The following is a 24470-nucleotide window of genomic DNA, read 5'->3' as shown; positions in this document are numbered from 1 at the left end:
AGCTTAGGACATAGAGGCGAATGACGCGTAAAGGCGCTTGGTGTCTTGGGGCTTAACGGGGTTGCTACAATTGCGAACTCTTCAGCGGTGGTGGGCCCACAACTTGGTGCGGGTTCGCATCATCTTAGAATTTCAGAGTCGTTCTGAGACCGAATACCGAGGCTTTCTTGAGGGCCTTTCCGGCGAGAGGCCCCGCTGGCAGGGTAGCGCCGCCGCCCGGATGGACGATGTATTGGAAGTTCGGCTGCACCGTCCAGCCGTCCTTGATTTGATATTGATAAACCGCGGTCAGCAATCCTTCGAAGCTTCGCACGGGCCAATTCGGATCGACCAGCGCCCGATAATCCAAGTCGAGCGCCTGCGCCCGTTTAGAGACATGGGCGTAACCCGCGGCAAGGCCGAACTTGTCGTCCGGACGGTCATCGCGCAAGCCGATGAACTCGAGACCCGCGTCGGCGTATAGATCGATCAGATTGCGATCGGCAGGGCCGCCGGAGATCCTGGCGAACACGCCGATACCGCGATCGTCGCTATGACGCACGCGATAAATCTGCTGCTCGAGGACCGCCCAGCCGCCGACATCGCCCGACAGTAAAAGGGGCTCGCCGCTGCTGGCGGGAGCGGCAAGCGAGCCCCCGTTCGACGCCAGCCGCTGGTCCGCGAACGAGCCGAAGTGCCGCCAGCCTCCGAACTTGATCTGGCCGGTCAGGTTCGGGTCGCCCTTCTCGTTATTCCAGGCGTACTGGACCTGACCGAGCAGAAGGGGCGGATCGTTGACGCGGAAATTGACGCCATAGCGATTGCGCTCCTGCGGATCGCCCAGACCGGGTCCGGCCTGGTCGCCATCGAAAATTCCCCCTAGAACCGAAAGCTGGTCAGTCACGTTGACGAGCAGGCGGGCTCCCATTGCGGCCAAAGGTGGCGATGGTCCACCGCTGGGCAGGTCGAGCGAGGTGATCGCTGGCCATCCCATCGAGGCATTGGTGAACACATCCGTGTATTTGGTGTTGAAGAATTCGCTGTCGGCGGCGAGCTGCCCGAATTTAAGCGAGACCTTTTTCGCGCCCCACTGCTTCTCGAAATAGGCTTCGTACAGCCGCGTCGACGGCAAAGCCTCGATACCGCTGACGACGAAGAAGTTCTGCAGATTGCTGCGCGACAGCCCGTCGCCATGGATCTGGAACATGTTGGCATGAAAGGTGAGCTTGTCGATGCCGACGAGCTTCTGCAGATCGACGTCGACGGCGAGATTGAGGCGGCCTTCGTAGATCGCGCCCTCCTTCAATCCTCCGGACGCGTTGCCGAGCACCTCGCCGATGTAGGTCGCGGCAAATTTCACGCCGTACCTCTGAAGCGGATTGGGTAGAAGACCGAGCGTCTTCTCCTCAACCGTGCTCTCTCCCGTGTCGGGATCAGCGGGCTTGTCGTCGTCCGTCTTCTTGTCTTCCTGTGCCATGGCATTGGCTGCAAGAAGCAAAAGCACCGGCATCGAAAGAGCCGCTTGCCGGTATACCCTCCTTCGCCGCAGCACGGGAACTCCTCACAGTGGAAGTGGCTCAACGGACTTGCCTGATCCTGGAATGGAAGTCCACCGAGGCGTCACGCGGCCACGCTTGTACTCGGATGGGGTGACCTGCCGCTTTCATACACTGGCGCGGCCTGCGCCTTGATTCCGAAGTTTCCCTTTTTGCACGTGATTCCAAATCTTGATAACAGGCCTGTCCTTGTCCTCGCGCAACATGGGGAAATCATCACTGCCGATGTTCGGACGACGCGTTCACCTGTCTCCTCTGGAACAAATAACGTCCGTCCGCTCTTTACAGTGAGGAGGCAGCTATGCTGGGAAAAAAATCGGTACGCCCTATCCGCACGACGCTCAACCTTGCGGACGGGAGGCAGGTGAAGTCCGTCCGAAGGCGCCTCGGGATCTCCGATACTGATCTAGTCAGGATCGTTGAGAAGATCGGCAACTCGTTAGCAGCCATTCAGAAGGAGGTTGATCTCGAAAGGGTCGCGGCCCTTGAGCATTCCAACTCAACCGAGAAGCCGACGGTCCCCGCATAGTGATGTCCGAACCGCTCTATCAAGAGGAAGAAGTGAGATGAACGGCTTAATTTACTTGATCGGATTGATAGTTGTTATTGGGGCTATCCTCTCATTTTTTGGCTTACGATAGTAAGCCGAGACGAGGCCCTCGGGTGCAGCAAAATGGATGATCCGCACCAGGTGAATACAATTATTGCCACGGCAATCTGTGATTTCTTCAAGGACCATCCTGACGAACAAATTGGAACTGAAGAAGCTAAGCTTCTCGGAAAGCAGATTGTCGAAGCCCTCAATGAGGCTGGCCTGCGGATTACACCGTTCGATCCGTCCCAGCGGTAATGGCCAAAGAGAGAACGCGAGCTTGGTAACCAATTGCCTTTGTGTTCATTGGGATTCGACTCTAGTCGCCGCTTTGAGAATCTTCGAACCGCCAGAGGGCAATTGCCCCGCCGGCGTCGCTCACATTGGACTTCCCGATAAGCGCCAGAGGCACGTTTCGGCCGACGGCAGCGCCAATTTTCAATCATGCGATCAGACCACTGACGTCGCTTCAGCGCGGGCCGGCGCGTCGCGCCCCCCGACCAGCTTCCGGTATTGACTTTCGTATTCTCTCGCCATCCGGCTTGCGGCGAAACGCTCCTCGAAACGCGCACGGATCCTCCTTCTATCCAGCCGGCCCAATTCGCTTACTGCGCCGATCGCCTGCGCCTCGTTTTCGACGATGAATCCGGTCACGCCGTCTTCGACCACCTCGGGCACGGACCCGGCTCGATAGGCGATCACGGGCGTTCCGCAGGCCATCGCTTCGATCATGACCAGACCGAACGGCTCCGGCCACTTGATCGGAAACAACAAGGCGGCGGCGCCGGCGAGGAAAGGCTGCTTCCTAGCTTCGTTGACCTCGCCGACGAGCTGGACGGTGTCGCCGTCCACGTGAGGCTCAAGCCGCTTCTTGAAGTACGCAGTCTCGGCACGCGGTATCTTGGCCGCAATGCGCAAGGGCATCCCGGCGGCACGCGCGATACGGATCGCGTCCTCTGGGCCCTTGTCCACGGTCAAGCGACCGAGGAACGCAAGATATGATCCCAGTTCGTAAGACGGCCGAAACAGGCTGGCCGGCAGCCCATGCAGGATCGTTCCGATCCAGTTCGCCTCCTGAAGCGGGAGCCGCTGATGATCGGAAATCGACACGAAAGCCGCTTCCGCATACTCCCTGACGACGTCAGATAGCCCCGGCAGGTCGAGCCGGCCGTGCATGGTCGTGAGAAACGGCACGCCAGTCCGGCGCAGCAGGGGAAGAGGCAGCCATTCGACGTGGGAGTGGATCAGATCAAAGTCGCCCGCGTGCTTCGCGATCGCTTCGATCAGGAGAGCGCAGGCGGCGCTCGGATCCGCGCCCCTTCGCCCGAGGCGGAGCGCGCGAGGCCAAACGGCCTGAAGCTTGCCATTGGTTCGGGAGTCTCCGCTCGCGAAGAGGGTGACGTCGTGTCCGAGTTCCACTAGTTCGTCCACCAGCCAAGCAATCACCCGCTCGGTACCGCCATAAAGCTTTGGCGGGACGCTTTCGGCCAAGGGGGCGAGCTGAGCGATGCGCATCGGCCCTAGGCTCCCAACACGCATCGCAAGCCGAGCACGACGGTGGCTGAAATGAGGGACGAAATTGCCAGCAAGGTCCAGCTCGGCCTCGTGCTTCCGCGGGCCACCCGCCCAACGAGCAACTTGATGCGGGTCAACATTCGTCCGCCGGAAGGCGCTGCAGGTAGACCAGCCCGAAGCTTGCGAGTTCTTCGGCATCGACGCCCTGCTGCAGTCCCCTCGTTTGAAGGTGGCGCTCGAGCAGGCAGCGTCGGTTATCCGACGGATCGATTCCGGGACGCCTTGCGCGGAAGATCGACCAGGCCGTCGCTGCGGCCGCTCTCACCTTAACCTCATCTACCATTCTGGCACCGCCGATCCGAACCCGACCGCTGGCAACTCGAGGTGCTCAGGAAGGTTTCCGGATTTTCCCGAAACGTTTCGGCGGACTTTCGGCCGGCCCCCGCGAGCTTAGCGTCGGCCGACCTGCCGCCAGGAGAGCGTGACGCAAAATTACGGGGGACATGGACATCGGGCTGGTCTCCGCAATCCGCTTGACGGCGCGTCGCCGGCGTACTGAAATCCCTCTTGTCGGTGGTGTTGCAGGGTGGCGTGATGGAGGAGTTCTACAGAGGCTTCGCGCAGCGGGCGCGCGATTTGACGGAAAAGGCGGACCCGTTCACCAGACGGCGGCTGCTCGAATTGGCCAACCGATACGATGCGCAAAGTAAACCAGGCTCGAGCTACGGCCGTCCGCCAGTGCCGCGCGCCGCTCCCCCCGCGTCACTCTTCTCGGGTCCTGGCGAAGCCTGACGCGAGCTACTCTGGTCCCGGCTTGGCGGCGCAGCTTCTCATTCTGATTTCCTGCCCGTCCTGCGCTGCTCGGCGTGAGCCCGTTCGCCGCCTCGGGCGCTTGAGGACCAGATTCAATTCCGCAAGATCGGCGCCTCGCGAAGCGCACTCCTGCCGATCTGCTTCCGCCCGTCGACCGAGGTATCGCCCTCGCTGGCCGCTTCGAGGATCGCGGAGGCGACGTTCGTGCGAGCCGAGGTCTCAACCGCGATACGACGAGAGTTCGCGTCCTAGCTCGTTTTCAGCTTCTCCCGGGCTGCATCCGCGGCATCCGTTGCGGCCTGCTTCACCCGATCAACGGCTTCTTCGCCGCTGTCCCCGATTTCAGCTACGAGCGTATCCGCAGCTTCGCGCACGCTCTGCGATACCGCACCGGCGCGCGTGTTCAGGTCGGCTTTTATATCATCGCTGAGGTCTCCGACCCACTTGTTCTCGAGGTCCGACGTCCGGAATGCCCCTGCGATTGCGGCGCCGATCGCCAAGCCGACGGCTCCGACGACGAGCGGTTGCCGCTCAAGAACATCAGCAAGTGAGGATTGCGCTTGCGCGAATGTCTCCTTGCCGGGAAGCGAGCTGCCGGCCTTGCTGAAGGTCTCACGCGCATAAGCGACACCTTCATCGAACCGGTCTTTGACCTTGTCGGCCGCCCCGGACATGGATTGCGACGCCGCGGCACCGGCTTCGCGCAAGCTTTCACCAGCTCCGCGCGAGTCGTAGTGGTCCATCTCAGGTGCGGTGGGGGGCGCCGCTGAGGGCTGCAATCTCGACACGGCTTGCTGCACATTGCGTGCGCCCGCATCCGTAGCTGCGGAAGCCGCTGCCGTGGCCGAACTCGCTACGCCCTTCAGCTTCTCATCCCCGACCATTAGCCAGAGCGCGCCGCCGCCGATAAGCGCCGCGGCCAAGGGATTTTCCTGGACCGCCGCCTTCAAACTGTCAAAAAAACTTCGGTTGCTGCTCATCGCACCATTTCCTTCACGGTGTTCTTGTCCTTTTCCAGCTGCCGCATCGTTTCGTGAGGCGCGAGATTGCGCGCGTCCAACCGGTTAATGCCAATCGCGAACAGGGCCGCGGCAAGCACGAGACCAACGAGGGCGGACACCAGGTAAGAGACCGGCTGCGACCAACCTGCGGACACCAGCGCTGCAGACAGCGCAAGCAGCGCCAGGACGAGTGCCGGAATGACCAGGATAGCAGCTGCGGCCATAAATCCGACCGCCCCGCCGACCTTCTGGGCCTTTTCGCTTAATTCGGCCTTCGCCAGATCGACCTCGTTCTGGAACAGCTTGGCGGATTGCGACAGTACGTCGCCCACGAGCGAGGAAACGGCTCTCAGATCGCGCCGGCCGGTGTTGATATCGTTCTGGAAGCTCATGACATACCGCCGCGCCCGGAGGAGAACGTCGTGTTGGAGCTTCCGCCCGGACTCGAGGTGTCCTGGCGCCAGGTATCGCTGCCCGATGCGGAGGCCGTCCCGCTCGCTCGGTTGCCCCCTTCGGCGCGCGACGACCGCTCGCCAGAGGCCTTGAGGAAACGGACCGCGGCAAAGCCCGCCAGCACGGAGATCCCCAGGAATGCCGCCGGTTGCCGCTTTGCGAAATCCGTGGCGCTATCGACGAGATCGCTGAAGCTTCCGTTACGGATTTTATCGGCGGTGTCCTCGACATATTCGGCGGCAGTGCTGACGCCGCGGGCCACGAACGGGGCGTCGTTCTCGAAGGCGCGTCCGGCTTCGCGGATGTTGCCGGCAAAACGCTCGATGAAGTCGGCGCCGGCATGTTGCTGCTGGCGGGCTTTCTGCTGCACCTGGTCGGTGGCTCCGGATACTGCGTCGTTGGCGGCATCCGCGGCTTCCTTGAATTTGTCGCGCGCCATGTCCGTCGAGGCGCGCAATGCGTCCCCCGCGCGCTGCTTCATGTCCGCGCCGGCATCGGCCACCTGGTCCTTCAGGCTTTGCGATGAGCGGGTATTCTGGTTTTGGGTGAAGTTGGTTTTTTGGTTCAGGTCCAAATCGCTCATTTGACTATCTCTCAGGAGTTCGGGGTTCTCGAAGGATCGAAGGCTGCACTCACGACGTCCTCAGCAACCTCCTTGAGGGTGTCGGCCATATTCCTGGTCATCCGGCTCGCGTGCGCTCCGAGATCAGCGTCCCCGACGGTCTTCGTGGCCGCGTCGGCCGCGGACACGGCCGCGTCCCTGGCCGCCTCGAAACCATCTTGCGCCGCGTCACCTGCGGCCTGCTTCATTTTGTCGCTGGCCTGTCCCATGACATTCGCTTCAGCTTTAGTTGCGGGAAGGGCAGCGGCGATGAGTGCGCCGATCGCAACTCCAAGGCCGCCAATCAGCGCGGCGTTGTCGCCGATGACCTGCTTTGCTTTTTCCGGCGCGGCGGTTGCTGCGTCCGTTGCCGTGGAGCGCGCCCGGTCGAGGGCATCCTTCGCGCTATCCATGCCGCCTCTGAGAGTATCGGCGATCATGTCGGTGGCCCGAGCCGCCCGGTTGCGCACGTCTTCCGCCATCCCTGCCGCGGTACCTCCGGTATTATTGGCAGCGTCATTGATCTGGCTTCGCGCCGAAGACATGGCGTCTCCAACGCCGCTGCGGAGCGACTGCGCCTGCTCGCCCGCCTCGTTGATCATGCTGCGCGCGCTGTCCATGGCCGGAGCAACAGCTTCGGTGGCGCGCTCGCGCACCGTCTTCGAGGTCAGCGCAAGGCCGGCCCCGATCATCAACAGCGGCAGGGGCATACCGCGGGCTATCCGCAGCACTGGAACTGCGACCGCCGTACAGGCGGCCATCGTCTGAATCGGATTGTCGATCGCTTGTTGCTTCAGCGTGTCGACCCAGCCTTGAGTCTTTTGGCCGATGAAATCGGACACTTCCGATTTGATGTGTTGCGGCGACGCAATGTTGCGGATGTCCCCGGCGGTATCCGTCAGCCGAGCCCTCAACTGATCGACGCTCGCGGCCAGCTCGGCACGGCTGCGTTCGGACTCCTGCTTCAATTCCCTCACGGTTCGTGCCATGCGTCACCCTCTGTGATTATCTTTCAAACTGAATTCGCGCTGGCCTGGAATGGTTCCCACGCATTCGCGGTCGAACCTGAGATCGGCTCAGCCTACGCGGATAGCTCGCGCAATCGGGTATTCGGGCTCTAACTCTCATTTAGTACGAACAGACTTGGCGCCAGTGGTCAGCAGCGCGTCTTCGATCTTCTTCGGATCTTCACCGTGGAAATCCACCGAGACCTCAAGTGCGCCCTCGAGGTGCTGTTGCGGTTCTGGCTCCGGCGCACCCTTGGCGTCCGCGCCGGCCGCCAGCGTTCAAGCCGAGTTCTCGCCGCCGACGGGCTCTATGAAGACGTCGCTTCGCGGCACGCCCTGCTCTTGAAAGATATGCTCCACCGCGAGCTTGGCGTCACGACGAGTGTCGAATTGTCAGACGATCGTGCTTTCCAAGGCGGTTCTCCGCAGAATGGGGATATGCGGCGGACAACCGGCCTGGAACGTCCGAGTTCCTAGCCGACAGTGCAGCCCTCTCCGCGAACGCTATGGCAGCCTTCTTGCCGCTGAGGGACAGGCTGATGCGGGTGACGACGCCGTCCCAGGCGTGCTCTTCCTCGGCGGGATAGTTGATCAGCACGCAATGGACCAGCTGCCCCGAGAAGTTGCAGCGGTCGTAAAAAACCTTGTCGCCCTTGTAGCTGGAAACCGCGAAGAAGCGCGGTGTCACTCGCTTGTACTGGATCCGGGAAGGCGGGTGCCTCTTCGCGAGAAAGGCAGCGGGTGAATCGTTCGCGACGTTCGGCGCGGCCTGGATCGTGAGGTCGGCGCGTCCGTCGGCGGTTCGGAAGCGTTGCCCGTACCCGTCCGGCTTGCCGGCTTCTTCGGTGAAGATCGAGGAAGGGAAATCCACCGAGGTGCCGGTCTGCGGAATAGTGTACCTGCTCCATCTCACCGGTTGCGCCGAGACAGTCGACGTCGAGGCAGCGAGTGCCAAGGCAAGAGCCACCACCGTTGCTTTCATCGCATGTCCTCCGGGCCGCGTTCCGCCGAACCGGCGGAGCCCGGTCCTACCCTTCCTTCAAGGCCGACTTGACCTCACGTACCGTCCAGCTTTCGTCGTCCGCGATCACGCGCACCTTTGCGCCTCCGCCGACCAGCACGTGAGAACTGAGATCGTCGTCAGCCGCATCACGACGATTTCCGTCTCCGGCTTCCAGTTCAGCGTCAGATCGAGATCGCCGGGGAAGATCTGCCAGCGCGAGCCATCGTCGAGCTCGACGATGTGGCTCTCGGAATGAGATCTGATCTTCACGACGCGGCCCGGGGGCGCTCGTTACTTCTGCCCCGACGGCGCCTGGGCGTTCGCGTTGTTCGGGTTCTGCTTGTTCGCTTCGTGATGTCCGACCGCGCACCCCGCCGCAGCGCCGAGCTTGCCATGGCCCGCCATGTGGCCGGCTACGCCGCCGACGATAGCGCCCTTGATGCATCCTTTGGCTTCCGCCGGTGACGCCAAGGCGAGTACGGACAGGCAGGTGATGGCCAGGATCGTTTTCATGATCGTTCTCCGAGATTGCTACGCTTCTGATCAAGTCGCCTGAAGAATTCCCGTTCCGTCCGAGCGCGGACGTTGACGGAATACATAGTTCGCAGAAGCCGAAGATCTGAGACGTGCTTCGCCCACCCCCGCCGCGAGCGCGCGCTCGCCCTGGACCACCGATCGCTAATGCGTTGGAGGCGTTCTTGGCCTATGCGTATGTTCCGTCGGACGTCGTCAGGGCCGTGAAAACGTTGGGCAGGCTCCTTGACTCCGCGACCGCAGGCTACTCAACTCTGGGCAGTGATGTTGTGGGGGTGCGTCATGGAGCAGGAATTCTATCAGGGTCTCGCGCAGCGGGTCCGGGCCATTGCCGAGAGGGCCGATCCGTTCACCCGACGTCGTCTGCTGGATCTTGCCAAGCGGTACGACGCCAAGGGCGGTACCGCGCGATCCGCAGCAACCGAACGACCGCTGCCGGTCCCGCGCACCACGCCGCCGGCTTCCGTCTTTTCCGGACCGGGCGAGGCCTGAGGGCGGCGGCGGCAGCCACCTCGAAGGAGGTTCGCGATGAGAGCTCAGGCCTCCGACCGGCCGCCCGCTCCGTCGGAGTTCAGTCAAACCGGACGTCCGGCAGCAGGCCGCCCGTCTCATGATGAAGCCCGCCTAATCAGCAAGCGAATGCTCGAGGAAGAAACGGAGCATCTCCCTGGTCGCGTCCGGCCCGCGCGGATCGGTGTAGGACCCGGCGGGACTGCCTCCAGACCAGGCATGGCCGGCGCCGTGGACGCTCCAGTGCTCGGACATCGCCAAGCCTCCTCCATCGGTGAGGATGGTGCGGGTATAGGCGTGCCCCTCGGGCACTCGCCCCCGAAGAATCTTCGTGCTCGGGCTCGCAGCTTCGCCCGGCTGACCGAGAATGCGGTCAGCATTGCTCGGATGCACCGTGCTATCGCGATCGCCATGGAAGACGATGGTCGGCACCGGCAAGCCGGGCGTCCCGATCGCTCCGGCGTTGCCCTGCCGCATCGCGGTCAGCGCAGAGGGAAGGTCGCTGGCAGCTCCGCAGGCGAGGCCAGAATGGACGCCGGCGGCGGCATACAGGTCGGGGTACGTCGCACCCATGATGGCGGCGGCGGCCCCGCCGGCTGACAGGCCTGCGACGTAGACGCGCTTGAGATTGATCGGGTAGTCCCCCATGATTTGGCGGGTGATGCCCGCGATCAGCGAAGGCTCGCCGCCATTCCGCTGCTGGTCGCCGGTAAGAAACCAGTTCCAGCATTTCGCATGATTGGCTCCACGTGGCTGCTCCGGATAGACGACGAAGCAGCTCTGCTCTTCCGCCAAAAAATTCATCCGAGTGCCGGCTGCGAAATCGTCAGGAGACTGGGTGCAGCCGTGAAGCATGACGATAAGAGGACGCGGTCCTCCGTCAGCGCGGCTCGGGATGAACAGCTTGTAGGTCCGGCTTCCCGCAGCGTTGGTGAAGCTGGCCGCGACGAACCTGGTGCCGTCCGGTGCGATATCCCCCTTGGACGGTGGAGCGCGTCCGACCGCGCCTGGCAGGCTGAATCCGGAAAGATCTTTCATGCCGGCGAATGGCGAGGGGCGTTTGCGCCGTTTGACAGACGTCGCCTGCGTGGACCGGCTGCTCTCCCTCTCATCGGCGATGTTGGCCTTCAGATCGAGTGTCGGCGGCTCAAGCCTCGCGGGCTCGACACGCACAACATCGCCTCTTGTCGCTGCGGGGCCGCCATCGCCGCGCAGCATTCGCTGCAGGAGGGCAGTGGCCTCGACGAGTTGGCCGGCACGCGTGAGGCGGGTCGCTTCGCGAACCATCTCTGGATTAAGCATCGTTTCACCTCGTTCTGTCGGCGAGAGCGGCCTTGACTGCGGGAGAGGCATGAAGGGCTCCGAGCACCGAGACCGAGGCAATCGTGGCGCGGGCCAGCTCGGGCGTGACGTCTTGGTCGATGCTCGCCAGACCGAGAACGTTGATATGCAGCATCTCGCCGGCGCGCCGCGCCGCTTCGAGATCTTGGCGGGTATAGTTTCGCAGCCCGAGATCCAGGCTCTTCCGGGCCGTCGAATTCTTGACGACCTCCGCGTGCCGCTCGAGCTGGTTGCGGATCGCTGTCCGGATGAAATCGGTGCGGTTCGAGTAAAACCCTTCCTGCACCATGAGATCGACTTGGCCGAGGTCGACATAACCCAGGTTGATCGTGATCTTCTCGCTATCGGAGGCCCTGGGTCGAAATTCGCGTACATTATCGGTCATGGATACCATCCATTTCACCATCCATTTGGATGGCGCTCGGATGGTAAATGGGTGCTGTACGCGTCTTTTCAAGGCCGCGGCAGACCGTCCCTACCCGCTGCTGCGGGATTCGAAAGAATGCGATCTGCCGGCGAACTTCCGCATGATGCGACGGAGCGGCCGGCTTGCACTGAGACCTGGCCCCGGCATCGGCCGCAATGGACGTCGTCAGTCCGTCATGGCTCCTGCTCAACGGTCGAACTGGTTGCGGGCGCGGCCACATTAGGCTCGCCCAGCTGCTGGGCCGCCGCGGCCATCACCGGCCGCAGCCGCGCCCCCCGATGCGGTCGCAGCCGGCTGACCCTCCGCCGCTTCGACAGCCTGCAATTCGTTTTGATAGTCCCTCGCCATCTTCCCGAAGCGCTCCCGGTCGGCATTGCTGTTCACTGCCTGCGCGAAGCGTTGCGCACGGGCGATCTGCTCGTCCAAGAACTGCTTATTCCTGGGCATGGTTCATCTTTTCGATTCATTGCCATCGTCCAATGCACGGCGCGCGATATTGTTGCCGCAGCGGCATCGACACGCGAACCGTCCTAACGGCGAACGGGACTTCTTCATCGTCCAAGAACCTTGGCTTGAAATCGCTGTTCTGTCGGCCGCGGCGTGCTACGTTTCCAAGCGGCCTGCGCCGCGATCTCATTTGACAGGACTTGGCCAATGCCCATCCCCCCGGGGAAGGAGTCGGTATCGGCTCCCAGCCCTGCCACCGAGGTCACCAGGCAGGAGCTGCCGTACCGACTGCGACAGCAGTCGCTGCTGGGCGAGTTCGGCCGCTCCGCCATGCAAACCCGCGACATCGGACAAATCCTGCAGCGCGCGACCGAACTCTGCGCCGAGGGCCTCGAAACACGATTTGCCAAGGTGCTGGAGTACATGCCAGAGGACAAGCGGCTGCTGGTGCGGGCCGGCGTCGGCTGGGGGCCGGGTACGATCGGCGAGGTGTCGCTGGGGATCGATATGGAATCCCCGGCCGGCTACGCCTTCCATACCGGCCAAATGGTCCTTTCAAACCACCTGCAGGAGGAGACACGGTTTCGAACGCCGAAGCTATTGTCGGATCACGGGATCAAGCGGGCGATCAACGTCCTGATCGCAAGGGGCGGCGAAGGTCATCTGCCTTTCGGTGTGCTCGAGGCCGACAGCCCGGATCCCGGACAGTTCGATCGCGCGGACGCCGATTTCCTGGCCGGCTTCGCGGGGTTGCTCGGCATCGCCATAGAGCGGCAACATGCCGACGCCGAGCTCAAGGAAGCGCTCGACCACCAGGCCATGCTGACGCGCGAAATGAGCCACCGCGTCAAGAACAGCCTGGCGTCGGTCGTGGGCCTCCTCCGCGTGCAGGGTCGCAACGCGGAGTCGGAAGACGTCCGGAATGCCCTGAAGGACGCAGCTTCCCGCATCACCACGATCGCCCAGGTCCACGACCATTTATGGCGCAGCACGCGGATCGGGTTTGTCGACATCGCGGACTTCGCGGGCGAGCTTTGCCGGAAGCTGCAAGAAACCGTGGCGCACAACGTAAGCTGTGCTTTCGATCCTCTGATGATTTCAGCCGACAAGGCCATTCCGCTGGGTCTTCTGATCAACGAGATCGTGACGAACTCCGCCAAGCATGCTTACCCGGACGGATCCGGCGATATCCGCGTTTCGGGCGCACGGCACGGCACCGACTTGCGGGTGGAAATATCGGATCAGGGTGTCGGTCTGCCGACAGAGTTCGATATCGACCAGCCACGGGCGAGTCTCGGCTTCAAGGTGATCAAAAGCCTGATCGCCCAACTCGAGGGACGCATTGCAGTGACGTCCAACTCGCCAAGAGGCGTCATGATCCAGCTTGACGTGCCCTTGGATGAGAAAACGGGTTGAGCCGCAGCATCGCCCTAATCCTGCGCGCCCGAAACACGGCCCAAACGCACCGACATCCCCGAAAACGTCGTGAATCTCACGTGTTTCAGATACCCCATGGTCGGCGCCCCAGCTAATGTGCGACCAGGCTACTGGCTAGAGCGTTTCATTTTTTGATGGAAGCGTATCCGGCATTAACGAAGTAGTTGCTGCATTCGCCGGGCAGAATGCTTCTGACGATCTGGCCGATGTGGTCGCAAGCGTCGTTGATCGTGCGTTTTTGTGCGATGCGCATCCAGTGCTTGATCTTGGCGAAGACTTGCTCGATCGGGTTGAGGTCGGGTGAGTAGGGCGGCAGATACCACAGCCTTGCGCCAGCTTTCCGGATCATCTGCCGGACGGTCGGCGACTTGTGGCTACCAAGATTATCCATGACGACGATGTCGCCCGGTTTGAGCACTTTGACGAGTTGAGTACGAGATAGCGTGATCTCCCCGTGCTCCGCTTGAACGCGACAGAATCTCGCCACTCGAGCAGACACAGTGAGGCGCGCCTCGTCATAGACGAAATGTCTTGATCGCAATGTCCTGCTGGATCGTCCACCTTACGCCCCGGGTGGCGGTTTAGCTGGCCTGCTACATCAAGACCAGAGATCAACGTAGCCAAATTGAGCGAACGAGCCATAGATCGGAGACTGCCCGTAACTATTGATCCAGGTCACCTTCAAACTGATTGGCATAGCCCCACATCGGGGCGCTCACGGTGTGCTCCGAAATCAACTGAATTTCCCAGGGCCCGTATACAGTTGCAGGCATGGAAACGACGCGCACTCTCTTGCCGGCTCCAGGTCGCGTACAAGCGAGACGGCGAATGCGGACTCCATCGTCCTGAGCCATCGCAACAATTGCCTTTCGGACTTGGAATGGTGTTTCGCAGACGACAGTGTCAGCCTTGGTCCGATAAACGGACGTCTTGACGTCTGCCGATCCAAGCGATTCCCAGCGGAGCCATACGGCCCCAGCAACCGTAACGGCGAAGCCAATATTGAGGAGGCGCATGAATAACCTCCTTTACCGGCCCTGGCGCGGCTCCGGCTGCGGGTATCCGGCCTCAACATCTACATTACCGGACAGAGCTGGCGGGCACCAGAGCCGGCATGAAAGATCAGTCCAGGACAGAGACTTGCATTGATGTGCACTGCAAGAAATTTGTCGGCGGTCGCAGTGCGCGCGACGCAGCCTCAGAACGTGAACAGAACGGATGCGTACCAGGAGAAGCGATCCGTTTGCTCCGCCTTCTCAACTCCTCGCCTCACATAGCCGAGCAGATGGAAATTGCTGCTGAGATCATAGCGCCATCCTACCCCGAGGCTGGTTGTCGCGGGCGTGCCCGCAGAGTTGGCGGTCTGATGAAAGAGCTCCGCACCGATCTGAAGCTTGGGCATTAGTTGATATGTGAGAACACCACCCGCCAAACAGAAATTTGCTCTGCGAAGAGCGCCGAACACGCATCCACCGCCCCCGAAGGCGGACCATCCGCCGTTCCAATCCTTTTGCACCCAAACCGGCAGAAGCAACGAGGCATGGTTGTCGCCAATCGTATTCGAACCGCTGGGGAGAAAAACGCGAGGAAACACGGCGACGTCGAGACCGAAGTTGTCTTGATGCAGGAACCGGTATTTTGCGGCAAGCTCTATGTTGCTCAACCCAAAATTCGTGCCGCCGGCCGCAGATTGACTGAAGCCCGCGGGCAAGGTCGCTGTGAGCTGAAGGTCAGGCGCTGCACCGTAGTTAAAATCTATGCCCGCCCCGCCATCTATGCCGTCGCGTGTATTCGTCCCGTTGTTGAATGTGTATATCTCGAAGTGATGATATTCGGTCGGTTCCGGATCGTCGGACACGAAGGGAGGACCCGCGACCGCCGGCCGCGCCAGCAGGACCAGCACTGTAGCGCCCAGCCAACCCGACAGAACTCGCATTGAACGACTTCCTCTGCCAAACGTTCTGCTCGGGGTGTGGAACGCGAGCGTCCTCAGCAAAATGAGCCTACTCCATCTCAGAATCAGCGCACCTGCGCTGCGACGCCGGATCCGGGATGCCGTCCGGGCCTCTGTGGCAAGACCAGAATGAGCATGACGATGACGGCGAGGATCACCCCAGATGCGAGAGGACGACTGAGCGCCAAGCCGCCGTGGCTCGTCGGCTTGTCCAGAAAGTCGCCGACCGTGGCACCGAGAGGTCGCGTCAAGATGAAAGCCGCCCAGAACAGGAACACGCGCGAGATTGTCGTCCAATAGTACAGGGCCGCCAGCACGACCAGTCCCGCGCAGAACACGAGCGCGCCCCCGTCATATCCCAATCCGGTGCTGTCCGCGGTCCAGTCTCCGAGCGCGGTGCCCAGAGTCTGCGAAAACGTAATCGTGACCCAATAGAAGATTTCCACTTTCGGCGTTGCAACCGTCTGAACGTTTATCGAACCGAGAGTGAGGTACCAGGCCCCGAGCGAGCACAAGACGCAGGCCAACAAAATCAACGAGCCTCCCGTGTAGCCGATGCCCAACGAGCGATCGAAAAAATCAGCCATGGCGGTGCCCACCGTCGTGGAGGCCACGATGGCGATCCAGTAAATCCAGGCGTTGAACCTTCTCGTCGAGACTTGAGCGATCACCGCCGCAACGAACACGGCAAGGAATATGCCAGTGCCAATCAAATAGCCCCCGTTATGGGCATTTTGGTCGGCGTGCAGCCAGCTCATTGTCACAGTATCGCCGCCGGTTTCGCCGAGCGTCGTGGCGAGGATCTTGATTATCCAGAAGCCGAGCGTCACCTCAGGGATCTTGCTCACGAAATTGTCTTCGTTCGGCATTGTACCTCCAGCAAACGTCCACGGTTTTGGTTTTGCCTTGTAAGCGGCACTCTTTCGCTGAGCCTCAACGCCGGACGCGCGAGAAGGTCACTCTATCAAATATGTATTTTCTGCAATTCTGCCGCTCGGCAACAGCAGCAAATTGCGTTCTGGATATCGCATCGCGGCTCGCTTGCCGCAACACCACCGGAACATTTGTGCGCCGCAGCCGAAAGAGCATCGCAGCCGTCCTCAGTTGTTTCCGACCGAATCCATGACGGACAGCAGGTCAGCGATCGTCTGCTTGCATTTGGTCGTATCGGGCGACGCTGCCCGCAACGCCTCGAGCGCACGGTCGATCGCCTTGTCGAGCGTGTGCCAGTCGGCGGCGGCGCGGGGCTTCAGCGCAGCTTCCGCATCGTCCCATTGCGCCTCAAGATCCTTGATCCGGTTCTTGGCGCCGGCGAGGTCGCCCTTGTCGATCAGCGCGGAAACATCCACGACGATGGTGCGGAACGGCGACAGGTCACCGAGCTTCGAGGATACTCCGGCTTCGGCGGTCGGCAGGAACGAGGCGCCGCCGCCTGGAGAAATCGGCTCGCCGAGGGCCCACGTGAGCAGGCCGACAGCTGCTGCCAGAAGAACTCTTTTCATGAACAATCTCCTCATGGCTCGCCCGCGCATCATCCACGCGCGCTTTTAAGTGGAAGCTCAAGATCTCTTCGCCGGATCCGTGCTGTCGCTGTAGTCACCTTCGAAGGTCACCCAGGCGACCAGCGCGATGATCACGGTCAGGAATACCAGGCTGGTCTGGATCGTGCCGAGACCGAATCCGCCGTAATGACGCGACTGCGACAGCAAGTCACCGAGCGACGCGCCGAGTGGGCGCGTCAGAATGTAAGCAAGCCAGAAGGTCAGTACCGGGTTGACACCGAGCGAGTAGAATACGGCGATGAGCGCGATCAGCACGCCGAACGCGAGAACGCCGAGCTGGAAACCGAGCCCGAGCGCCTCGGTAGCGAGGTCGCCCGCCGCGGTGCCGAGCGCAAAGGTGAAGAGAATGGCTGCCCAGTAAAACAGCTCGCGGCGGGTGGTCACGATGGTGCGGATCGAGAGCGTGTGCTCGATGCGGTACCAGATCGCGAAGGTTCCGGCGAGCGCACAGGCGAAGACCGCCGTGCTAACGTAAAGGCTGATCTCGAGCTGGTCGCTCATGAAGTCTGTAATTTGGGTTCCGACAATGCTGACCAGAACCACGGTGAGCCAATAGATCCAGGGAATATAGCGGCGTGCGCGCAGCTGCAACACAAGCGCAGCGATCAGGAGACTTGCCATGAAGGCCATGGTCAGGGTTGCGCCGAGACCAACATGTACGGCGAGATAGTCTGCGCCGGTCTCACCGACGGTGGTCGAGAGGATCTTGATGGTCCAGAAGATGAGCGTGACCTCCGGAACCTTGTTCAGCATCGGCGATAAGCGCAGTTCCCCGGTTATGGACATGTGGCTTTCCCGAATCGAGTTGCACTCAAGCGGCGTTGGAAGCTTGGCCACGACCAACTTAGGCGCGCCTTAGGATCAGGATTTTTCTGTGCGACCGAAGCTAACTTTTTTGTCAGCTCGCGGCGGCGCGCGACGCCGGCCTAAGTCTGCGCTAAGTCTTGAGCACAAGAATTAGGCAGCTCCGATTCTGGACTCCCGAGTGAGGAAAGGAACGATGCGAGTTCTGCTGATCGAGGACGACAGAATGATCGGCACAGCCATCGAGCAGGCGCTCAAGGACGCTGCCTATGCGGTCGATTGGGTCACCGATGGCGAGACGGCGGTCCACGCGGCGGAAAATGAATCTTACGAGTTGGGCCTGCTCGATCTTGGGCTGCCGAAGGCGGACGGCCGCGAGGTGCTTCGGCGCCTGCGCACACTGGGCCGGAGATTCCCCGTGATCATCGTAACCGCACGGGACGCGGTCGATGACCGTATCGACGGCCTCGATCTCGGCGCGGACGACTACCTGGTAAAACCGTTCGAAATTCGCGAACTGCTGGCGCGTATGCGCGCCGTGCTCCGCCGCGAGGGCAGCGGCTCCCCGCCGCTCTTGACCAACGGCAAGCTCAACCTTGACCCGGCAACGCGGGAGGCCTCGTTTCTCGGCGAGAGCGCACGGCTCACCGCACGCGAATTTGCTCTCCTGCAGGCGCTGCTTGCGCGGCCGGGCAGAGTCCTGTCGCGCAGCGAGCTCGAACGGCAGATTTACGGTTGGAATGAAGAGGTCGAGAGCAATGCCATTGAATACCTCATCCACACCCTTCGCAAGAAGCTCGGAGCCGCAGCGATCCGCAACGTGCGCGGAGTCGGCTGGATGGTGGACCGCTCATCATGATCAGGTCCCTGCGCGCGCGCCTGTTCGTCGGCCTGACCGCAATCATACTGGTGAGCGGTGCAATCGGCGGAATGTTCGCCTATAGCTGGGCGTTCGGCGAGGCCATCGAACTGCAGGACTCGATCCTGATCCAACTTGCGAGCCTGGCCCAAAATGCCGGTTTCAGCGGCGGCCAGCCTCTTCACGGCGTCGAGGAAGACACAGAGGTCTGGCTCGTCGAGTTGGGAAAGACGCCGCGAGGCTTGGCAGAGGATCGCCAGCTCTTCAACCTGCCCGATGGTCTGCAGGTCGCGACCTGGAAGAAACAACCAGTCCGGGTGCTACTGCGAACGCGATCCGACGGCAGTCGGTTCGCCGTGGCGCAGCCGACCACTGTTCGAGACGAAACCGCGCGCGATGTGGCGTTTCGTACGTTGCTTCCGATCGCCGCGCTGATTCCCTGCCTGATGCTGGTCACGGCGCTTGTCATTGCGCACTCGCTCCGCCCGATAGTCCAGCTGGCCGGAGATCTCGATTCAAGGCGAGCCGATGACATGACTCCGCTGCCGCTAAAGCGTACGCCCAGCGAGCTGCATCCGTTCATCACCTCGATCAACGGATTGTTGGCGCGTATGCGGCTCTTGATGGATCAGCACCGGCGCTTCGTTGCCGATGCAGCGCATGAGCTGCGGACGCCGATCACCGCGCTCAGCCTGCAGGCGGAAAATCTTGATTCGGTTGCGCTCCCCGAGGTCGCGCGGGAGCGCGTCGCCGCGCTCAAGCAGGGTATGCATCGCACCAAGCATCTCCTTGAGCAATTGCTCGCGCTGGCGCGGCATGAGGCTACCCCCTCCGACCCTGCCGAAATGCCGCTTGCAGCGCTAGACAGTGTGGCGAAAGAGGTCGTGGCCGATCTGCTGCAGGAGGCGCTTGACCGCGGCATCGATCTCGGCTTCGCGCTTGTCGAACCTCTCACGGTGCGCAGCGAGCCGGTGATGCTCGCGGCGATCATCCGCAATTTGCTCGATAACGCGCTTCGTTTCACGCCCCGGGGCGGAACGATCGATATCGGGATCTATCCACAGGACGACGTGGCGATCCTGCAGGTTGAGGATACCGGTCCCGGCATTGCTTCCGGCGACATGGATCAAATCTTCGACCCGTTTTTCCGGGGCTCTCGCCCGGAGGGAGAAGGAACCGGTCTTGGCTTGTCCATCGTGAAGCGCATTGTCGACAGCCTGGGCGGTGGAATCGCGCTGGAGAACATCGCGGGCGCCGGCCGGTCCGGGCTCCGTGTCACGGTACGGCTGCCGATTGCTGGCGTTCCGGATGCATTACCCAGTAAAGACGCGGGCGAGTAGAGAAGCCCAGCGGGCTCCGGAACGGGCGTGCTCCTAAGTCGCAGCTAATTCTCATCGGAGAAATGATCTTGCTCAAACCAAGAGGCGAAGGGGGAAGATACAGGAAGATAACCAACGAGCTTTGGGCATCTTCAAAATCGCAATTCGCAAGGGGGGGCAACAGGAGGTCAACTATGAACAGAATGAGCGCCGTTGCTATCGCCGCCGCTCTGGCGAGCCTCGTTGGATTCGCGCCCGCGTCTGCCTTTGCGCAAGCAAGCAGCGCCGAAAAGCCGGTTGCCGCGGAAAAGAACCCGCCCGGCGACATTCCCGACAATCAGGTCTTCATCGACTACCGCTCGCCGCTCGGCTTCAACATCAAGGTCCCGGAAGGATGGGCTCGCCGCGAGACATCCGACGGCGTCACCTTCAGGGACAAGTACAACACGATTGCACTGGCTGTGTCGCAACGTTCCGATGCCATAAGCGTGGTCAACGCCAAACAACAGGAAGTCGCCGACCTTGAAAAGACTGGCAGGGCGGTTCGCGTGACAGGCGTCAAATCCGTCAAGCTCCCTTCCGGACCGGCCGTGGTCGTCAGCTACAGCTCGAATTCCGAGCCAAACCCGGTGACCGAGAAAGACATCCGCGAGGAGAACGACCGCTATTTCTTCTGGCAGAATGGCAAGCTGGTCACGTTGACCATGTCGGCGCCCTTGGGAGCGGACAATGCCGACCAATGGGATCTGATGGCGAAGAGCTTCAGGTGGCAGTGACATGGCCGTCGTTGAGGCTTTCGATCTCTACAGGTTCTTTCACACGCGCGAATCCGAAACGCTTGCGCTTCGTGGCGTCAGCCTGCGGCTCGACGAGGGCGAACTGGTCGCGCTGGAGGGCCCGTCCGGTAGCGGCAAGTCGACATTGCTTGCCTGCCTGTCGGGTCTGGATGAGCCCGATGGAGGATATGTCGAATTGCTCGGCGAGCGCCTGACCCGCCGGTCGGAAGCCGAGCGCGCACGCCGCCGCGGCGCGAACATCGGCATCCTGATGCAATCCAGGAACCTGTTTCCCTCGCTTTCAGTTGCGGACAACATCAAGCTCGCGATGCTGATCGCTGGCAAAATCAACGACGAGCGGGCAAAGAACCTGTTGGCGGGTGTCGGGCTTGAGGAGCGCGCTGTGGCGCGGCCAGGTCAGCTGTCGGGAGGCGAATTGGCGCGGGCGGGTCTTGCCGTCGCCCTGGCTGCGGCTCCTCGGATCCTTCTCGCGGATGAGCCGACGGGAGAGGTCGATGCCGTCACGGAACGGTCCATCCTCGACATACTGAACGAGCAATGCCGGGCCGGAGTTGCCGTCCTCGTGGCAACCCATAGTCAGGCGCTTGCCGCGCGCGCCGATCGGATTATTCATCTTCGCGACGGGAGAATCGGCGATGCCTGACATCCTTGTCGAGGGCAAGGAGGTGACGCGCCGCTTCAGCCAGGGCGGCAGCGACATCTACGCCCTTCAGCCGGCATGGTTCGAGATCCGGGCCGGCGACCGAATAGCCCTGCTCGGCCGCTCTGGGAGCGGCAAATCGACATTGCTTCATCTGATCGCCGGGCTCGATACGCCGACCGGCGGTCTGCTGAGGTGGCCTGCGCTCGGCCCGCATGATGCGCTTCGGCCGGGATATGTCGGGATCGTATTCCAGGCGCCGAGCCTGATCCCGACGTTGAGCGTCGTCGAAAACATCGAGGTCCCGCTGCGAATAGCCGGAAAGGTCTCCTCGCCGCAGACCCGGGCACTAGCGGCGCTGGAGTCGCTTGGGCTGGCAGACATAGCCGACAAGGTTCCGGACGAGCTGTCGGGCGGGCAGGCGCAACGCGTCGCCCTCGCGAGGGCGATCGCGCTAAAGCCCCGGCTGATTCTGGCCGACGAGCCGACCGGCCAACTGGATCAGTCGATCGCCCGGCAAACCGTCGATGCATTGCTCAACTCCCTCGAGGGGAGCGACGCCGCCCTTCTCGTTGCCACCCACGATCCCTCGGTGGCCAGGCGCATGAAGACCACATGGCTCATGGATCACGGACGCCTCCAGCTAACGGCGATGGCGGAGAGCACATGATACGGCTTTGGCTCAAGGGCTTTTTCGCCGCACATTTTGGCCGCCTCGTTGCTGCTGTTGTCGGGCTCGCATTGCCTGTGGCGCTGTTGGGGTCTCTGGGCGCATTTGTCATCGCATCCTCCGAAAGCATGGCCCGACGCGCGGTGGCGAGCCTGCCCGCGGACTGGCAGGTTCTTCTCGTCCCCGGAGCCGATGCGGCAACGGTGATCGACGCGATCGGCAATGCCGCTCGCTATGAAAACTTGCAGTCCGCAGGTTATGCGGACACGGAGGGATTTTCCGCTATCACGGGCGGGACGACGCAGACGACCGGACCGGGCAAGGTGCTCGGCCTGGAGACGAATTATCTTCAGCTCTTTCCCGGTCAGATTGAGCTCAACCTGGGATCATGGGACGGCGTGCTGATTGCCGCGCAAACGGCCGCCAATCTTCACGTCGCCCCCGGCGACACGGTGACGATCCGTCTCGTGAGCGGCAGCCCGGTCGACGTCAGGATTGCCGGTGTGGTGGCGCTGCCGAATGCCGACTCCATGTTCCAGGCAATCGGGGTGTCCAAGAACATTGCGCCCCAGGGTCCGCCGGACAACGTGCTTCTGATGCCAATGTCGGAGTGGCGGACCGTGTTCGCACAACAAGCATCCGCGCGGCCGGACACGGTCCGCACACAGATCCATGTCCGGCTCGATCATGCCGTCTTGCCGCCGGATCCGAGTGCGGCCTTCGTGCAGGCGCAGCGCGCGGCCAACAATTTCGAGGCACGCGTCGCAGGCAGCGCCGCGCTTGCCGACAATCTTGCCGCGCGCCTCGACGCGGTGCGCGCCGACTCGCTTTATGCGCGCGTCCTGTTCCTCTTCCTCGGCATTCCCGGAGTCATTTTGGCGCTCCTGGTTACGCTCGCGGTCGCCTCGTCCGGTTCGGAGCGTCGCCGGCGGGAGCAGGCGCTGCTGCGGCTTCGCGGCGCGTCGCTTCTGCAACTGTTGCGTCTTGCCGCGATCGAGGCCACTGCGGTTGCAGGACTCGGCACCGTGATCGGCCTGCTTCTCGCGGCAGTCGTGGCCCTGACCTGGTGGCGGTTGCAAAATCTCGGGCTGGTGATGCCCTGGCTCGTCCTTGTCGGTGCCGTCGGGCTTGGCTTCGGCATTGCGGCCTCGCTCGTTCCCGCCTGGATGGACGCGACGGGCACGTCGATCGCGGCTGCGCGCGCGGAGATGGATCGACCGGTGCCTTCGCTATGGCAGCGACTTTGTCTGGACGTCGTCTTTCTCGGAGCCGGCGGCGTCGTATTCTGGATGGTCGCAAGGACCGGTTACGAAATTGTTCTGGCTCCCGAGGGCATCGCCCAGACCTCGGTGCACTACGAAGCTTTTCTGGCGCCTCTGTGCTTCTGGGTCGGTGGCGGCCTGTTATGGCTCCGCCTGAGCCGATGGGCGCTGGGACGGGGCCAGGGTGCGGTCGCGGTGCTGCTTGCGCCGCTATCGGCGACTCTCGGGCCGATCATCGTGGCCTCGCTGTCGCGTCAGCAACGCCGGATGGCGAGGGGCGTTGCGCTGGTCGCGCTTGCGTTCGCCTTTGCGACGGCAACGGCCATCTTCAACAGCACCTACAATGCACAATCACGCGTGGACGCTGAACTCACGAACGGCGCCGATGTCACGTTGACCGGGACCACGGCGCATCCTGCCAGCGAGCTTCTGGCGGAGCTGAGAGCAATTCCAGGCGTAGCTGCAGCGGAGCCGATGATGCATCGCTTTGCCTACGTCGGAGCGGATCTGCAGGATATGTTCGGGATCAATCCCACAATGATCGGCAAGCTGACCACGATTTCGAACGCCTATTTTGCCAATCATGATGCCGGCAAGTCTCTCGCGTTGTTAGCCGAGACCCCGGATGGTGTTCTGGTCTCGCAGGAGACGGTGGACGACTTCCAGCTGCAGCCCGGCGACCGCCTGAACCTGCGGCTTCAGAACGCAAGCGACCATCAATATCACGTTGTTCCGTTCAAGTTCGTCGGCATCGTCCGCGAGTTTCCAACAGCTCCAAAGGACTCCTTCCTTGTAGCCAACGCGGACTACATCGCAAAACTGGCTAGCTCCGATGCCAGCGAGGTAGTTCTGTTGCGAACGTCGGGGGACGCAGAAGCCGTCGCGGCTGACGCGCGCAAGCTGGCAGCGAAACGCGGCGGCACCAAGGTCACGACGCTCGGTGAGACACAGGCGCTCATCAGCTCCAGTCTGACCGCGGTCGACCTGCGTGGTTTGACCGCCTTGGAGCTTGGCTTTGCAGTGTTGATGATCGCGGGCGTCACCGGCCTTGTCCTGGCGCTGGGGCTCTCGGCGCGTCGGCGCAGCTTCACCATTCTCTCAGCGCTCGGCGCCACGCCAAGACAACTCGGCGCGTTTCTCTGGAGCGAGGGGCTCATCATCGTGGTCGGAGGCGCGGTGATGGGCATCGCGGTCGGCTTTGGAATAGCGTACGTCCTCGTCACGCTCCTGTCCGGCGTGTTTGATCCGCCACCGGAGACGCTCACCGTGCCGTGGTTATATGTGACGGTCGCTCTGGCTACGGCGCTCCTTTGCGGCTCGATTGCAATAGCTGGAACGCTCACGCTTTCGAAGAAGCCGGATCTTGAGGCGTTGCGTGGTGGCTAAG

At 62.1% G+C, this 24470-nt stretch carries 26 protein-coding genes and 2 pseudogenes; 10 read left to right on the top strand and 18 right to left on the bottom strand.

What is annotated here, in order from left to right:
• Positions 1-124 precede the first annotated feature (124 nt).
• The gene (locus tag ACVIN2_RS23990; protein WP_456767442.1) at positions 125-1489 is read right to left on the bottom strand and encodes a carbohydrate porin; all 1365 of its coding nucleotides are present in this window, start codon (positions 1487-1489) and stop codon (positions 125-127) included.
• 719 nt (positions 1490-2208) lie between these two features.
• On the opposite strand from ACVIN2_RS23990, the gene ACVIN2_RS23985 reads away from it, so the two are divergent.
• Positions 2209-2385: a hypothetical protein gene (locus tag ACVIN2_RS23985; RefSeq protein WP_456767441.1), complete on the top strand. Its 177-nt coding sequence runs from the start codon at positions 2209-2211 to the stop codon at positions 2383-2385.
• Between the two features lie 192 nt (positions 2386-2577).
• On the opposite strand, the gene ACVIN2_RS23980 is transcribed toward ACVIN2_RS23985, so the two are convergent.
• Positions 2578-3642, bottom strand: a complete 1065-nt coding sequence (locus ACVIN2_RS23980) for a glycosyltransferase family 4 protein (protein WP_456767440.1) — start codon at positions 3640-3642, stop codon at positions 2578-2580.
• A 594-nt stretch (positions 3643-4236) separates the two neighbouring features.
• On the opposite strand from ACVIN2_RS23980, the gene ACVIN2_RS23975 reads away from it, so the two are divergent.
• Positions 4237-4434: a hypothetical protein gene (locus ACVIN2_RS23975; protein ID WP_456769793.1), complete on the top strand. Its 198-nt coding sequence runs from the start codon at positions 4237-4239 to the stop codon at positions 4432-4434.
• A gap of 269 nt (positions 4435-4703) precedes the next feature.
• Here the strand turns inward: ACVIN2_RS23975 and ACVIN2_RS23970 are convergent, their stop codons facing one another.
• From ACVIN2_RS23970 to ACVIN2_RS23940, 7 genes and pseudogenes are all read right to left on the bottom strand, one after another.
• Complete coding sequence (locus ACVIN2_RS23970; RefSeq protein ID WP_456767439.1) at positions 4704-5435, bottom strand: hypothetical protein; 732 nt, start codon at positions 5433-5435, stop codon at positions 4704-4706.
• Positions 5432-5848, bottom strand: a complete 417-nt coding sequence (locus ACVIN2_RS23965) for a phage holin family protein (RefSeq protein WP_456767438.1) — start codon at positions 5846-5848, stop codon at positions 5432-5434. The genes ACVIN2_RS23970 and ACVIN2_RS23965 overlap by 4 nt, the downstream gene beginning before the upstream one ends.
• Positions 5845-6492, bottom strand: a complete 648-nt coding sequence (locus ACVIN2_RS23960; protein ID WP_456767437.1) for a hypothetical protein — start codon at positions 6490-6492, stop codon at positions 5845-5847. Before ACVIN2_RS23960 ends, ACVIN2_RS23965 begins: the two co-directional genes overlap by 4 nt.
• A gap of 11 nt (positions 6493-6503) precedes the next feature.
• Positions 6504-7499 carry a DUF3618 domain-containing protein gene (locus ACVIN2_RS23955; protein WP_456767436.1) on the bottom strand — a complete coding sequence of 332 codons (996 nt, stop codon included), beginning with the start codon at positions 7497-7499 and terminating at the stop codon, positions 6504-6506.
• 535 nt (positions 7500-8034) lie between these two features.
• Positions 8035-8499, bottom strand: a pseudogene (locus ACVIN2_RS23950) (hypothetical protein); the annotation flags it as partial.
• 105 nt (positions 8500-8604) lie between these two features.
• Complete coding sequence (locus ACVIN2_RS23945) at positions 8605-8790, bottom strand: hypothetical protein (RefSeq protein WP_456767435.1); 186 nt, start codon at positions 8788-8790, stop codon at positions 8605-8607.
• Between the two features lie 21 nt (positions 8791-8811).
• A complete protein-coding gene (locus ACVIN2_RS23940; RefSeq protein ID WP_456767434.1) occupies positions 8812-9033 on the bottom strand; it encodes a hypothetical protein in 222 nt (73 codons plus the stop codon).
• A gap of 303 nt (positions 9034-9336) precedes the next feature.
• Here ACVIN2_RS23940 and ACVIN2_RS23935 point away from each other — a divergent pair, with 303 nt between their 5' ends.
• Positions 9337-9546 carry a hypothetical protein gene (locus ACVIN2_RS23935; RefSeq protein WP_456767433.1) on the top strand — a complete coding sequence of 70 codons (210 nt, stop codon included), beginning with the start codon at positions 9337-9339 and terminating at the stop codon, positions 9544-9546.
• Positions 9547-9678: 132 nt separating this feature from the next.
• On the opposite strand, the gene ACVIN2_RS23930 is transcribed toward ACVIN2_RS23935, so the two are convergent.
• From ACVIN2_RS23930 to ACVIN2_RS23920, 3 genes are all read right to left on the bottom strand, one after another.
• Positions 9679-10866 (bottom strand): extracellular catalytic domain type 1 short-chain-length polyhydroxyalkanoate depolymerase, encoded by a 1188-nt coding sequence (locus ACVIN2_RS23930; protein WP_456767432.1) that lies wholly within the window; start codon positions 10864-10866, stop codon positions 9679-9681.
• Between the two features lie 4 nt (positions 10867-10870).
• A complete protein-coding gene (locus ACVIN2_RS23925; RefSeq protein WP_456767431.1) occupies positions 10871-11290 on the bottom strand; it encodes a CopG family transcriptional regulator in 420 nt (139 codons plus the stop codon).
• Between the two features lie 261 nt (positions 11291-11551).
• Positions 11552-11758, bottom strand: coding sequence for a hypothetical protein (locus ACVIN2_RS23920; RefSeq protein ID WP_456767430.1), 207 nt, complete (start codon positions 11756-11758; stop codon positions 11552-11554).
• A gap of 228 nt (positions 11759-11986) precedes the next feature.
• On the opposite strand from ACVIN2_RS23920, the gene ACVIN2_RS23915 reads away from it, so the two are divergent.
• A complete protein-coding gene (locus ACVIN2_RS23915) occupies positions 11987-13195 on the top strand; it encodes a sensor histidine kinase (RefSeq protein ID WP_456767429.1) in 1209 nt (402 codons plus the stop codon).
• Between the two features lie 145 nt (positions 13196-13340).
• Here ACVIN2_RS23915 and ACVIN2_RS23910 read toward each other — a convergent pair.
• From ACVIN2_RS23910 to ACVIN2_RS23885, 6 genes and pseudogenes are all read right to left on the bottom strand, one after another.
• A pseudogene (locus tag ACVIN2_RS23910) lies at positions 13341-13652 on the bottom strand (transposase); the annotation flags it as partial.
• A 226-nt stretch (positions 13653-13878) separates the two neighbouring features.
• Positions 13879-14232: a hypothetical protein gene (locus tag ACVIN2_RS23905; protein WP_456767428.1), complete on the bottom strand. Its 354-nt coding sequence runs from the start codon at positions 14230-14232 to the stop codon at positions 13879-13881.
• A 182-nt stretch (positions 14233-14414) separates the two neighbouring features.
• Positions 14415-15152: a transporter gene (locus ACVIN2_RS23900; protein WP_456767427.1), complete on the bottom strand. Its 738-nt coding sequence runs from the start codon at positions 15150-15152 to the stop codon at positions 14415-14417.
• 83 nt (positions 15153-15235) lie between these two features.
• Positions 15236-16039, bottom strand: coding sequence for a COG4705 family protein (locus ACVIN2_RS23895; RefSeq protein WP_456767426.1), 804 nt, complete (start codon positions 16037-16039; stop codon positions 15236-15238).
• A 231-nt stretch (positions 16040-16270) separates the two neighbouring features.
• Positions 16271-16672, bottom strand: coding sequence for a hypothetical protein (locus ACVIN2_RS23890; RefSeq protein ID WP_456767425.1), 402 nt, complete (start codon positions 16670-16672; stop codon positions 16271-16273).
• A 57-nt stretch (positions 16673-16729) separates the two neighbouring features.
• The gene (locus tag ACVIN2_RS23885) at positions 16730-17518 is read right to left on the bottom strand and encodes a COG4705 family protein (RefSeq protein WP_456769792.1); all 789 of its coding nucleotides are present in this window, start codon (positions 17516-17518) and stop codon (positions 16730-16732) included.
• Between the two features lie 214 nt (positions 17519-17732).
• Here ACVIN2_RS23885 and ACVIN2_RS23880 point away from each other — a divergent pair, with 214 nt between their 5' ends.
• The 6 genes from ACVIN2_RS23880 to ACVIN2_RS23855 all read left to right on the top strand — a co-directional run bounded on the left by ACVIN2_RS23880 (position 17733) and on the right by ACVIN2_RS23855 (position 24469).
• Positions 17733-18395: a response regulator transcription factor gene (locus ACVIN2_RS23880; RefSeq protein ID WP_456767424.1), complete on the top strand. Its 663-nt coding sequence runs from the start codon at positions 17733-17735 to the stop codon at positions 18393-18395.
• Positions 18392-19735 (top strand): ATP-binding protein, encoded by a 1344-nt coding sequence (locus tag ACVIN2_RS23875; RefSeq protein WP_456767423.1) that lies wholly within the window; start codon positions 18392-18394, stop codon positions 19733-19735. Before ACVIN2_RS23880 ends, ACVIN2_RS23875 begins: the two co-directional genes overlap by 4 nt.
• 62 nt (positions 19736-19797) lie before the next feature.
• Positions 19798-20490: a hypothetical protein gene (locus tag ACVIN2_RS23870; RefSeq protein WP_456767422.1), complete on the top strand. Its 693-nt coding sequence runs from the start codon at positions 19798-19800 to the stop codon at positions 20488-20490.
• 1 nt (position 20491) lies between these two features.
• Positions 20492-21154 (top strand): ABC transporter ATP-binding protein, encoded by a 663-nt coding sequence (locus ACVIN2_RS23865; protein WP_456767421.1) that lies wholly within the window; start codon positions 20492-20494, stop codon positions 21152-21154.
• The gene (locus tag ACVIN2_RS23860) at positions 21147-21821 is read left to right on the top strand and encodes an ABC transporter ATP-binding protein (RefSeq protein WP_456767420.1); all 675 of its coding nucleotides are present in this window, start codon (positions 21147-21149) and stop codon (positions 21819-21821) included. Before ACVIN2_RS23865 ends, ACVIN2_RS23860 begins: the two co-directional genes overlap by 8 nt.
• Positions 21818-24469 (top strand): ABC transporter permease, encoded by a 2652-nt coding sequence (locus tag ACVIN2_RS23855; RefSeq protein ID WP_456767419.1) that lies wholly within the window; start codon positions 21818-21820, stop codon positions 24467-24469. Before ACVIN2_RS23860 ends, ACVIN2_RS23855 begins: the two co-directional genes overlap by 4 nt.
• The last annotated feature ends 1 nt before the right edge of the window (position 24470 follow it).

The sequence above is a fragment of the Bradyrhizobium sp. USDA 3650 genome, from assembly GCF_054057395.1.
The sequence above is the reverse complement of the archived record's forward strand: the minus strand, read 5'-3'. Positions and strand labels throughout refer to the sequence as shown.